The sequence below is a fragment of the Pseudomonas sp. MWU16-30323 genome, from assembly GCF_020515595.1.
GTDB lineage: Bacteria > Pseudomonadota > Gammaproteobacteria > Pseudomonadales > Pseudomonadaceae > Aquipseudomonas > Aquipseudomonas yamanorum.
This window is the reverse complement of the sequence record NZ_JAIWYM010000011.1, coordinates 99,867-112,055: the sequence shown is the minus strand read 5'-3', so window position 1 is coordinate 112,055 and position 12,189 is coordinate 99,867. Positions and strand designations below refer to the sequence as shown.

Below are 12,189 nucleotides of genomic sequence, written 5' to 3'. Positions count from 1 at the left end.
AGGAACCGGCTCCAAATGTGGGAGCGCATTCCGTCAGGTCAATCGTTGAAGTCGTAGTGCAATTCGTTATCCCGCGTGCTGATCCGCACCCCCGCCAGCGCCTTGCCTTCGAGCATGCGGGTGAGGAATTCGCGGCTCATGTCCGGCAGCAGGCTGTTGGTGAGGATGGTGTCGATCATCCGCCCGCCGCTTTCGGTTTCGGTGCAGCGGGACACGATCAGGTCGACCACGTCGTCGTCGTAATCGAAGGCGACTTTGTGGGTGTTCTCCACACGCTTCTTGATGCGGTTGAGTTGCAGGCGGGTGATCGCCTTGAGCATCTCGTCGCTCAGCGGGTAGTACGGAATGGTCACCAGGCGGCCGAGCAGTGCGGGCGGGAAAATCTCCAGCAATGGCTGGCGCAGGGCCTTGGCGATTTCCTCGGGTTCGGGGATGTTCGCCGGGTCTTTGCAGACCTGGGAAATCAGCTCGGTACCGGCGTTGGTGGTCAGCAGGATCAAGGTGTTCTTGAAGTCGATCACCCGGCCTTCGCCGTCTTCCATTACGCCCTTGTCGAACACTTGGAAGAAGATCTCGTGCACGTCCGGATGGGCTTTTTCCACCTCGTCCAGCAGCACCACGCTGTAGGGTTTGCGCCGCACGGCTTCGGTCAGTACGCCGCCTTCGCCGTAGCCGATGTAGCCCGGTGGCGCGCCCTTGAGGGTGGAAACGGTGTGGGCTTCCTGGAACTCGCTCATGTTGATGGTGATCACGTTCTGCTCACCGCCGTACATGGCCTCGGCCAGGGCCAGGGCGGTTTCGGTCTTGCCCACGCCGGAGGTGCCGGCAAGCATGAACACACCAATCGGCTTGCTCGGGTTGTCGAGGCCGGCGCGGGAGGTCTGGATGCGCTTGGCGATCATCTGCAAGGCGTGGTCCTGGCCGATGATGCGTTTCTTCAGGTGCTGGTCGAGGTTGAGCACCGTCTCCAGTTCGTTGCGGGCCATGCGGCCCACCGGGATGCCGGTCCAGTCGGCGACCACCGAGGCCACGGCCTGGTAGTCCACGGTCGGCAGGATCAGCGGGGTTTCGCCTTGCAGTGTGGAGAGGCGCTGTTGCAGATCGACCAGTTTTGCGCGCAACTCATCGTTGCCGCTGTCCACAACACCGGCTTTCTCGCGCAGGGTTGCACGGGTGGCGAGCAACTCATCCACCAGGGTTTTCTCTTCGGCCCAACGGCTTTCCAGGGTGGCCAGGCGCTCGCGTTCGGCGCTCAGCAGCGCTTCGCTGTTGGTCTGGCGCGCACCGATGGCGATACCGATTGCGTGCTCGCGGGCGATGATTTGCAGCTCGGTTTCCAGCGCCTCGATCCGACGGCGGCTGTCGTCGACTTCCGCCGGTACTGCGTGCAGGCTGATGGCGACGCGGGCGCAGGCGGTGTCCAGCAGGCTCACGGATTTGTCCGGCAACTGGCGCGCCGGAATGTAGCGGTGGGACAGCTTCACCGACGCTTCCAGCGCTTCGTCGAGGATCTGTACCTGGTGGTGTTTTTCCATGGTCGAGGCCACGCCGCGCATCATCAGCAGCGCCTTGTCTTCCGACGGCTCGGCCACTTGCACCACCTGGAAACGGCGGGTCAGGGCCGGGTCTTTTTCGATGTGCTTCTTGTACTCGGCCCAGGTGGTGGCGGCCACGGTACGCAAGGTGCCACGGGCGAGTGCGGGTTTAAGCAGGTTGGCCGCGTCACCGGTCCCGGCGGCGCCACCGGCACCTACCAGGGTGTGGGCTTCGTCGATAAACAGGATGATCGGTTTCGGCGAAGCCTGGACGTCTTCGATGACCTGGCGCAGGCGCTGTTCGAACTCGCCTTTCATGCTCGCGCCGGCTTGCAGCAGGCCCACATCCAGGCTGCGCAGCTCCACGTCTTTCAGCGCTGGCGGTACGTCGCCAGCGACGATGCGCAGGGCGAATCCTTCGACCACGGCGGTCTTGCCGACACCGGCTTCACCGGTAAGGATCGGGTTGTTCTGGCGGCGACGCATGAGGATGTCCACCAGTTGGCGGATCTCTTCGTCACGCCCGACGATCGGGTCGAGCTTGCCGCTGCGGGCCTGTTCGGTCAGGTCGACGGTGAAGCGCTTGAGAGCTTCCTGCTTGCCCATCGCGCTCGGGGCCATGGCACCGCTGGCCTCGCCCGGGACAGCACCGGCGTTGAAACCGTCGCTGGCACTCAGTGCATTTTCGGGCGAGTCGCCGACGTATTCGTCAAAGCGTTCGCTCAGGGCTTCGGCCTTGATCTTGTCGAATTCACCGGACAACCCCAACAGCGCATGGCGCAGGCTCGGCGTCTTGAGAATCCCCAGCACCAGGTAGCCGGTGCGCACCTGGCTTTCGCCAAACATCAGGCTGCCGTAGACCCAGCCACGCTCGACCGCTTCTTCCACATGGGACGACAGGTCGGTGATCGACGTCGAGCCACGGGGCAGGCGGTCCAGGGCTTCGGTCAGGTCGCGGGCCAGGCGCGCCGGCTCGACGTTGAACTGACGGATGATGCGGTGCAGGTCCGAGTCCTGCAGTTGCAGCAACTGGTGAAACCAGTGGGCCAGTTCCACATACGGGTTGCCCCGCAGCTTGCAGAACACGGTGGCGGCTTCGATGGCCTTGTAGGCCACGCTGTTGAGTTTGCCGAACAGTGCGGCGCGACTGATTTCACCCATGCTCTGGATTCCTTGAGGTGTTGGCGTGTTCGGCGTAATGCCGGGCCAGGATTAGGTCGTTGGCGTCATGCTCGGGTTGGCCGAGCCAGGTGTTGAAGCCCAGGCGGAACTGGCCGTTGAGTTGCAGGGCCGGCACTTCCGGTTGTTGCAGAATCAGGTTCAGGTCCCAGTCCAGTTCGTGGCCCAGGTACTCGGCGACCCACGCCACCAGCTCGTTGAAAGGCTGGCTGCCGGGCAGCATGCCCATGTAGGCATCGAGCTTCAGCGGGCCCAGGCGGATACGGAATTTGTGCTGGCGGTCCCACACATGGCTGCCGAGGCAAAAGTCCACGCCCAGCTGGTTGGCGCTGACACTCACGCGGCTGCGTTCGGGCAGTTCCAGCCATTGGCCGACGTATTCTTCGATCTCCACCGGCAGGCCGAAGTACTCACCGAGAATCGCCTTCAGGCCATCCGGGTAGCGGGTTTGCGCCGACAGGTGGCCGCTGTAATGCAGCTTCGCCGTGTCGGGGATCAGGCCCTGGTTGAGCAGGCTAGGAGTACCGCGACCGCTCAGTGCCGCGAGGCGCGCTGACCAGTAGTCATCGTCCGGGCGGTCATGGCTGACCGTAGGCCGCGCCTCGGCCCAGGCCCGATAAAACAGGGTCAGCAGGCGGTGGTGGAACACATCCAGGAAGCGCTTGCTGGTGCTGTCGGCATTGTTGCGCTGGCGCTCACGCACGTACTCGGTGATGTGCAGCGGCAGCGGGCCGTTGGGGCCGCCGAGGCCGAAGAAGAACTGCTCCAGCCGTGCCGGCTGGCCTTCAGCCCCAGGTTCGACCGAGGCCAATGTGGCCGGCGCAAAGGTGCAATCGGCCTGCTGACCGAGACGCAGCGGGTCATCCGCCAGGCGCAGGGAATGCCCCAGGCGTGGCAGCTCCGGGGATTCGCACTCGATACGACGCAGCGCCTGGAAGAAGTCATATTCCCAGGGCTCCTGATGCATCGCATCCAGGGTACTCACAGGGTCGGACGGCGTCCGGGCTTGGCTTTCCATCGCATGATCTCGCCGCGTTCGGTGGTACGGATCACCGTCTCGGTAAAACTGTTGATCGACACGTAGCGTGCCAGGAACCGTTCAAACACCGCACCGAGCAGGAACACGCCGGTGCCGCGGAACGCGTTTTCATCAAATTCCAGAGTGATCTCAAGGCCCCGGCCAAACACGATCGGGCCGGGCATTGGCAGGCGGCGGGTCACCGCTTTGCTGCTGACTTCCCGCAGGCCTTCGATCTGCAATTGCAGGGCGGCGTCGTTGCTGTCGCCATACAGGCGCAGCAGTTCGCGCAGGGCGGCGGCGCCCTGGCCTTGCTCGCTCAGCGACAGGTAGTTCAACGACAACTGGCTGATCAGGCGCCAGGCCTTGGCGTCATGGGCATGGCTGGCGCGCGGGCGGCTTGGCCCGGCGACGCAACGCACGGCTAATACCGGCGCACTGTCGGCCAGGGTGAAGTCGGTCTTGCCGTTGCCCACGCTCATGAACAGCGGCAGATCGCGGTTGGTGCACAGCGCGGTCACGCCCAGTTGGCGCAGGTCATGGCGGTACGGCGCCTGTTGGGTGTCCACCAGGCTGACGAAGGTTTCGCTGCCCACATAGGTGGAGCGCGGCCCGTTGCGGCGCTGGTCGCTGGACAACACGCGGGGTTCGCGGCGTACCGTGTAGTAAGCCTGGTCACGGCCATAGCGCGACGGATCGCGCACGGCGTAGAACGGCAAGAACGGTTGCTCCGGTCCGGTGCCGTGGCCCGTGATGCCGCTCAAGGAGTGAATCTCGAAGTCCATCGGTCGCGTGCGGTCGGCGATCACGTGGTGTTCATTGACCCGCTCTGACAAGTGAATCCGGTCCACGCGCTTGGGAAATAGGTTGATTGCCGGGGTGCAGAACGGCACGAACTGCGCCTTGCCGACGCTGCCTTCCAGGCTTGGATCGTGGCGGTCGAACAGCACGATCAGTTCCAGCTCCTGGCCGTCGCAGCGCTTGACGGCGCGGCTCAGCTCAGCGAATTCAACGAACAGAAAACGGTGGGGCAGGGCGAAGTATTCCTGGAGCAAGCGATAGCCCTGGAATGCTCGGGGCACCACTGGCATTGCCGCATCGGCGTCGTCAAAACCCCGGGAGCGCAAGGCATCCGAAGGCAGACGTTCAACCCAATCGCCACCAGGCTTGCGCGCGAACACCGCGCAGGCATTGCCCAGCAGTTGTTCGTAGAGGCGGAACGGTTGTTCGTCGGCACCGCTGAGGTACAGCGGCAAGTTATCCAGGGCGAGGCTGTTGAACGGCAGCTCGGCGCCGGTACGCAAGGTCAGGCGCAGGCCGGCCTTGGCCTTGGGTTCGCTGGCAGCCAACCGCCCGAGCACCGCGGACGGGTTGCCGAAGTACTCGGCCTGGGCGACCTGCAACGGCCACAGCGTCACCGGGTGCGCGGTGCGGTACTCGCAGCAGGTCTGGGTTTCGCGGCCCAAGGCGGCGCGCAATACGGTGTCGCGGGGCAGTGGAAAACCACTGGCCAGGGAGCCTTCATCGGGATCGGCCTGCAACTGCACTACGGTCATCGACGGGGTCGGCGCCAGGTAGTGCGGGTAGGCGATCTCCAGCAGGTTGTGGGTGAAGGTCGGGTACTCGGCGTCGAGCTTGAGCTGGACCCGGGCCGTGAGGTACGCAAAGCCTTCGAGCAACCGTTCGACATACGGGTCGGCGCAGTCCATGCCGGACAGGGTCAGCCGACTGGCGATCTTCGGGTATTCCTTGGCGAACTCGGCGGCGCTTTCGCGCACGTGGTGCAGTTCCTGGTTATACAGCTCCAGCAGGCGCGGATTCATGGGCGTCTCCGCTGGTCGGCGTTGACCACACGCACATGGCCGGTTTCCAGGTCCAGGTCGGTTTGCAGCAACAGGCGCAACGGCACCGGCTGCGCCCACAGGTCGCCTTCGATCTCGAAACTCAGGGCGTTATGGTTCATCTCACCGTGGCCCACGCGCGCCTTGACCCGCAGGGTATGACGCAGGATGCGCGGCTCGAAGGTGGCGATAGCTTGTCGAATCAAGGCTTCCAGGGCACTGACATCGACACTGGAGACACTGTTGCCCGCCAGCGCCGGCAGCCCGTAATTGACCACGGAGGTACCGGCCGGTGTGTGCAGCGTGGCATCGGCGTCGAGCAGTGAAGTGGTGTTGAGCAGCCACGTCAGGTCACGCAGCACCGAGGCTTTCAATTGGCTCAGGGACAGCACGCGTTTGTCGGCGCTTTCCTTGGGATTGGTCGGGTCATCGTCGGTCAACCGGTCCAGCAGGGACGGTTGCAGGCGATCGCGGGAAGCAATTTCAGTTACCACCAAAGCAGCTCCACGGACGGGTTGCGAGAGGAACAGGGGGCTTGCAGCCGCCACCTGGGGCGGCGGCTACAGGGGCAATCAGCGTTTGGTGTTGGAGCGAATGTTCCAGCCAAACTTGATCGCGCCGCCGTCTTTGGTGCCGTCGGCTTTCTGTGGCTGGTAGTCCACCATCACCTGGGCAAAGTTCAGGGTCACGTTTTCGGTCAGGCGATCATCGCTGCCCGAACCGCCGGTGCTCAGGGAGGTGACCAGCACTTCTTCCAGGTTGATGATCATGTACTCGACTTGGCTTTCACCGCCGGCCTTGCGTACGGTCAGCGTGACCTTGTCGATGTGCTTGCCGCTGGCGCAGTGCATCATCAGGTTGGGCGAGGCCTTGTCGACGTACTTGGTCAGCGACAGGTCCTGGATGTTCACCTTGCCCGCGCCGCCGCCACCGCCCACGTGCATGTTGCCGGACTGGGCCATGCCCCAGCTCCAGTTCAACACGTCGATTTCGTCCTTGTGGGCCTTGTCCATGGACTCGCCCTTGATGTCGCCGATCTTGATGAAAATATCAACAGCCATGTTTTCTCCCTGTGTGGACTCAGCCACGATATTTGGTTAACCCAAGGGCGGTGCTTTTCTGTGGGAGCCGGGCTTGCCCGCGATGGCATCACTGCGGTCTGACTGACAGACCGCGTCGCCTGCATCGCGGGCAAGCCCGGCTCCCACAAAAAGCCCGATCCCGACGGATCTTTATTACGCGCCTTTTGCCGAAGGCAGTTTCGATACCAGGCGCAGCGACACGGTCAGCCCTTCAAGCTGGTAGTGCGGGCGCAGGTAGAACCGGGAGTTGTAGTACCCCGGGTTGCCTTCAACGTCTTCCACGATCACTTCGGCAGCGGCCAATGGGTGCTGGGCCTTGGTGGTTTCGGTGGAGTGCGCCGGGTCGCCGTCCACGTAGTTGAGGATCCAGTCCTGCAACCAGCGCTGCATCTCGTCCTTCTCTTTGAAGGAACCGATCTTGTCGCGCACGATGCACTTCAAGTAGTGAGCGAAACGGCAGGTGGCGAACAGGTACGGCAGGCGCGCGGCCAGGTTGGCGTTGGCGGTGGCGTCCGGGTCATCGTATTCGGCCGGTTTCTGCAACGACTGGGCGCCGATGAAGGCGGCAAAGTCGGTGTTTTTCTTGTGCAGCAGCGGCATGAAACCGTTCTTCGCCAGTTCCGCTTCGCGGCGGTCGCTGATGGCGATTTCGGTCGGGCATTTCATGTCCACACCGCCGTCATCCGTCGGGAAGGTGTGGGCCGGCAGGTTCTCGACTTCACCGCCAGACTCCACGCCACGGATGCGCGAGCACCAGCCGAAGTGCTTGAACGAACGGTTGATGTTCACCGCCATCGCGTAGGCCGCGTTGGCCCAGGTGTACTTGGAGCTGTCGGCACCGTCGGTGTTTTCTTCGAAGGCGAAGGCTTCCACCGGGTCGGTCTTGGCGCCGTACGGCAGGCGCGCCAGGAAGCGCGGCATGGTCAGGCCGATGTAGCGCGAGTCTTCCGATTCACGCAGGGAGCGCCAGCCGGCGTATTCCGGGGTGGTGAAGATCTTGGTCAGGTCGCGCGGGTTCGACAGTTCCTGCCACGAGCCCATGCCCATCACGGTCGGCGAAGCCGCGGCAATGAACGGTGCGTGCATGGCCGCGCAGACTTTCGACAGCTCCCCCAGCAGTTCCACGTCGGGAGGCGACTGGTCGAAGTAGTAGTCGCCCACCAGGCAACCGTACGGTTCGCCGCCGAACTGGCCGTATTCTTCTTCGTACATCTTCTTGAAGATCGGGCTCTGGTCCCATGCGGTGCCCTTGAATTTCTTCAGGGTCTTGTGCAGGTCCGGCTTGGAGATGTTGAGCACGCGAATCTTCAGCTGCTCATCGCTCTCGGTGTTGTTCACCAGATAGTGCAGGCCACGCCAGGCGCTTTCCAGCTGCTGGAAATCCTGGTGATGGATGATCTGGTTGACCTGGGCGGTGAGCTTGGCGTCGATGGCGGCGATGATCGATTCGATCGACTTGATGGCGTCGTTGGACACCAAGTCGGTCTGGGCCAGTGCCTGCTCGGCCAGGGTGCGCACGGCGGTTTCCACGGCTTCGCGGGCACGCTCGGTCTTGGGTTTGAATTCTTGCAGCAGCAGCGACGCGAACTCGCTGGTTTCTTCGGTAGCGCCCAGGTTCTGGGCGCCTTCGCGGGCGGTATTCTCGGTCATGATTACTGGTCCCCTGCCGGCTTCGGCGCGCTCGCAAGGGCCTGCAGCAATGCCGGGTCCTTGATCGCTTTCATGATGATTTCTTCAGCGCCGGTCTTGCCGTCCATGTAGGTCAGCAGGTTGGCCAGCTGCGTGCGGGCTTCGAGCAGCTTGTTCAGCGAGTCGACCTTGCGTGCCACGGCAGCGGGGCTGAAGTCGTCCATGCTTTCGAAGGTGATGTCCAGGCTCAGGTTGCCTTCGCCGGTCAGCTCGTTGGGCACGTGGAACGCGACGCGTGGCTGCATGGCCTTGAGGCGCGAGTCGAAGTTGTCGACGTCCACTTCAAGGAACTTGCGGTCGGCCACAGGCGCCAGAGGTTCCGCGGGCTTGCCGGCGAGGTCGGCCATCACGCCCATGACGAAGGGCAGCTGGACCTTTTTCTCGGCGCCGTAGAGCTCGACGTCGTACTCGATCTGCACCCGAGGCGCACGGTTGCGCGCGATGAATTTCTGAGAACTTTGCTTCGCCACGTTGCTGCTCCTGGTCGCTTGAGCGACGGTGTTGTAACTGCGCGATCCGTACGCTTATTCGCTGTCCGGCCCGCGCAGATTTTCAAATTGGGACATGCCGTCGGGAATCAGGTTGCGCACGATGGCCGCAAAGTCGGCGTGCACCAGATTCTTCGCTCGGTTCAACAGCACCGGCAGCGGGCTCGAAGGCTCGTGCCGGGTGTAGTACGCAAGGATTTTGTCGAGGCTGCGCAGCACTTCATCGCGGCTGGCGATGTCGCCGGTCGGGCGTGCTGCAACGGGCGCGGCGGCGTATTCAACCGAGGGGGCATTGTCGTCACTGACAACCTCGGGCTCGCTGGCGGCGCCGCTGTGTGGGGCGTATTGGTTGAGTATCTGCACGGCCTGCTTGAGCAATTGCTTCAAGGGGCCGAGGTCCACGCCCTGGGCGGAACCGACCTGGTCGCTGACGTATTGTTCGATGGCATCACAGGCGGTGCGGGCGGCGTTCAGCGCGTCGCGGGTGGCTTGCAGTTGCTCGGCATCGCTGTCGAGAAACGCGCCGTTGAGCTGTTCGGCGCCGAGGCTTTCGCCGGCGAAACTCTGCAGCCCGCTGGCATTCAGCGCAGCGCGCAGGCTGACGGGGCCAAAGGTGCGCGAACGGGTGAGAATGGCTTCGCGCAGCAGGCGGATGTTCGCGTCGCTGGCCACGCCGCTGAGGGCGTTGATGCGCACGGTGGGGTCGTTGTCGTCGTCGGCATCCAGGCGCGGATGCAGGTCGGCCCAGTATTCGCGCAGCAGCGCGTTGATCAGCGTGAGCGCGTCGGCAAGCCCCGCGATGCCCTGGAGGGCGAGGGCGCTTTGCAACAGGAAATGGGTGATGCGCAGGTCTTTGCTGCGTTGCAGGAGGTCGAGGCTTTGCTGCTGGATGCTGCGCCATTCCGGAGGTTCGGCAGGCAGGATCGAGTCGCCCATGCTGCGCTCGGGTTGACCCTGTGCGGCACGCTCAAGATGCAAATAATCGGCGTCATATTCCAAGTCTTCGCCACAAGGCGAAGTCGCGGAAACGGCGGTGAGCAGCAGAGGCACATCCACTAAATTCGATCTCCCTATCAGCCCGTTAGATAACGGGCAACTCATGCATTAGTTGCGCGAGGAACTTTGCATGTTTTCTTGGTCATATTTAGCGCTTTGATATCGTGCTGATTTCAAAGTGCCATCACTGGTGTTCAAGAAGTTGTGCATTTTTGGTGTAGTACTTATGCCTTGTCAAGGTAAGCTATTCGCCCTCTATGACAGATGTGCGGTGCTTAACATCTTGCGCGACTGGTCAGTCGAAGCAGGTGCCGAGGCAGGATTTTTGTCATACAGGCCGGTTAAGATCAGCAATTACGCGGGTTGAAGCAGGCTTTCAAGGTTTTGGAAGGATCTGTCGTGGATCCCTCGGGAGCAGTTCTCCCAGGGAACGGCCGCGCGCGAAGTATCAGCAAGGAGGCATGATGTCGCTGTGTTTGACTATCACTAGTTATCACAAGATTACCCCTGGCCAGTGCCCTGAAAAGTCCATGGATCAGGGGGCAATGGCTATTGGCCGCGGTTCCGAAAATGACTGGATACTGCCTGATCCAGAGCGCCTGGTTTCCACGCAACATTGCGTTATTCAATACAAAGAGGGGCGCTACTACTTAACCGATAACAGCACTAATGGGGTTGAGTTAGTGCATGCCGGCATTCGTTTGCGCCGGGGAAGCAGTGAGCCATTGCAAGACGGCGAGCTGATTCGCATCGGTGATTACGAAATCCAGGCGCGTATCGATTTCAACCTGAAAGTGACAGATTCCCCGTCTTTCACCGGTCACGCCTCCAACAGCTTCGAAGCCCTGATGGGTGCCGCCGTGAGCACCCCGACGCCGCACCCGGTGATCGCGCCGCAGTTCCAGGGCGCCTCGTCGATGGACACCCTGCCGGACCTGTTCGACTTCCTCGCGCCCTCCAGCGTACCGCCGGCCACCGTGCATGATCACGTGCCGGCCGAGCAGCACGATTTCCGCCCGCCGACACCGTTGCCTGTGGCTGAACCTCCGGCGCCGTTGGTCTCCGGCTCAATCATTCCCGACGACTGGGATTTGTTTGGCGATGCCCCGGCACCCCAGCCTGTTGCGCCGCCGCCAATACCGCCACAGCCGCCGATTGTCGAGCCGCCCAAGGTCGAGCAACCGCTCCCGGTGGCTGACACCAACCAACCCGATTTGCTGCAAGCCTTCCTGCGCGGCGCTGGCCTCGATCAGTTGCGCCTGGACAAGGCCCAGGCCGAAGCCCAGATGGAAAGCATCGGTCGCAGTTACCGGCTGATGGTCGAAGGTTTGATCGACGTGTTGCGTGCCCGCAGCAGCCTCAAGGGCGAGTTCCGCATGCAACAGACGGTGATACAGCCGGTGGAAAACAATCCGTTGAAATTTGCCCCGAATGCCGATGAAGCGTTACTGCTGCTACTGCGTCACAGCAACCAGGCGTTTATGGCACCGGACGTGGCAGTACGCGACAGTTTCGACGATCTGCGGGCTCACCAACTGGCCGTCATGGCCGGGGTCGAAGCCGCCATCAAGCACCTGCTGACGCGCTTTGAGCCGGCGCAGCTCGAAGAGCGCATGGGCAAGCCCGGCGGGCTCTCGAGTATTTTCAACGGTTCGCGCCAGGCCCAGTACTGGCAGCAGTTTACCGAGCTCTACAGCAATATTTCCCGCGAGGCCCAGGAAGATTTCCAGGACCTGTTCGGGCGTGAGTTCAGCCGTGCCTACGAAGAGCACAGCAGCCGACAGCGTCACTAACAACGCAGTACATGGAACAACGGATAGCTAAGTACGTCATTGAGGACGCAGGATGATTCCCAGGTTTTTACTCGCAGCCGCCACCGCGCTTCTGCTGACGGCGTGTGCCAAGGATGCAGCCAAACCCGAGGCCCCCGAGGCTGAGGCAGACACCGCCGCCGTCGAGCTGCATTTCCACGCCATTGCCGGGCTCAACCCCGGCGCCAATGGCCAGGCAGCCCCGGTACGGGTGCGGATTTTCGAACTGAAAAACGCCGCCACCTTCAGCCGTTCCGACTACTTCGCCTTGGCCGATCGCGCCCAGTCGACCCTCGGCCTCGACCTGCTTGACCAGGACGAAGTGGTGATCCAGCCCGGCCAGCAATTGAGCATCCAGCGCGACCTCGACCCGTCCACCCGCCAGATCGGCCTGCTGGTGGGCTATCGCGAGCTGGACCGTGCCCAGTGGCGCACGGTGCTCAACGTGCCGGCGCGCCAATACACCGAATACCAGATCAGCCTCGATGTGCATGCCGTGCGTGCCGACGTCGTGGTTCCCCCATCCAGCCCTGCCCAATAAGAATCGGAG

Annotated in this window: 10 protein-coding genes; 2 read left to right on the top strand and 8 right to left on the bottom strand. The window is 62.6% G+C overall.

Annotation, left to right across the window (positions count from 1 at the left end; genetic code table 11):
* Positions 1 to 38 precede the first annotated feature (38 nt).
* From tssH to tssA, 8 genes are all read right to left on the bottom strand, one after another.
* Positions 39 to 2,696: a type VI secretion system ATPase TssH gene (gene tssH / locus LIY45_RS15385; protein ID WP_226476819.1), complete on the bottom strand. Its 2,658-nt coding sequence runs from the start codon at positions 2,694 to 2,696 to the stop codon at positions 39 to 41.
* Positions 2,689 to 3,732 (bottom strand): type VI secretion system baseplate subunit TssG, encoded by a 1,044-nt coding sequence (tssG, locus tag LIY45_RS15380; RefSeq protein WP_063033827.1) that lies wholly within the window; start codon positions 3,730 to 3,732, stop codon positions 2,689 to 2,691. Before tssG ends, tssH begins: the two co-directional genes overlap by 8 nt.
* Positions 3,696 to 5,555, bottom strand: a complete 1,860-nt coding sequence (gene tssF, locus LIY45_RS15375; protein WP_226476818.1) for a type VI secretion system baseplate subunit TssF — start codon at positions 5,553 to 5,555, stop codon at positions 3,696 to 3,698. The genes tssG and tssF overlap by 37 nt, the downstream gene beginning before the upstream one ends.
* The gene (gene tssE / locus LIY45_RS15370; protein ID WP_226476817.1) at positions 5,552 to 6,067 is read right to left on the bottom strand and encodes a type VI secretion system baseplate subunit TssE; all 516 of its coding nucleotides are present in this window, start codon (positions 6,065 to 6,067) and stop codon (positions 5,552 to 5,554) included. The genes tssF and tssE overlap by 4 nt, the downstream gene beginning before the upstream one ends.
* A 78-nt stretch (positions 6,068 to 6,145) precedes the next feature.
* On the bottom strand, positions 6,146 to 6,634 hold the full coding sequence (locus LIY45_RS15365) for a type VI secretion system tube protein Hcp (protein WP_003213345.1): 489 nt from the start codon (positions 6,632 to 6,634) through the stop codon (positions 6,146 to 6,148).
* A gap of 174 nt (positions 6,635 to 6,808) precedes the next feature.
* Positions 6,809 to 8,305 (bottom strand): type VI secretion system contractile sheath large subunit, encoded by a 1,497-nt coding sequence (gene tssC, locus LIY45_RS15360; RefSeq protein WP_017476732.1) that lies wholly within the window; start codon positions 8,303 to 8,305, stop codon positions 6,809 to 6,811.
* Positions 8,306 to 8,307: 2 nt separating this feature from the next.
* Positions 8,308 to 8,814 carry a type VI secretion system contractile sheath small subunit gene (tssB, locus tag LIY45_RS15355; RefSeq protein WP_010168268.1) on the bottom strand — a complete coding sequence of 169 codons (507 nt, stop codon included), beginning with the start codon at positions 8,812 to 8,814 and terminating at the stop codon, positions 8,308 to 8,310.
* A 54-nt stretch (positions 8,815 to 8,868) separates the two neighbouring features.
* The gene (tssA, locus tag LIY45_RS15350; protein ID WP_226476816.1) at positions 8,869 to 9,888 is read right to left on the bottom strand and encodes a type VI secretion system protein TssA; all 1,020 of its coding nucleotides are present in this window, start codon (positions 9,886 to 9,888) and stop codon (positions 8,869 to 8,871) included.
* A gap of 404 nt (positions 9,889 to 10,292) precedes the next feature.
* On the opposite strand from tssA, the gene tagH reads away from it, so the two are divergent.
* Together tagH and tssJ are read left to right on the top strand one after the other, a co-directional pair.
* Entirely contained in the window at positions 10,293 to 11,621 is a 1,329-nt protein-coding gene (tagH, locus tag LIY45_RS15345; protein ID WP_226476815.1) for a type VI secretion system-associated FHA domain protein TagH, read from the top strand.
* Positions 11,622 to 11,673: 52 nt separating this feature from the next.
* The gene (gene tssJ / locus LIY45_RS15340) at positions 11,674 to 12,180 is read left to right on the top strand and encodes a type VI secretion system lipoprotein TssJ (protein ID WP_017476729.1); all 507 of its coding nucleotides are present in this window, start codon (positions 11,674 to 11,676) and stop codon (positions 12,178 to 12,180) included.
* The last annotated feature ends 9 nt before the right edge of the window (positions 12,181 to 12,189 follow it).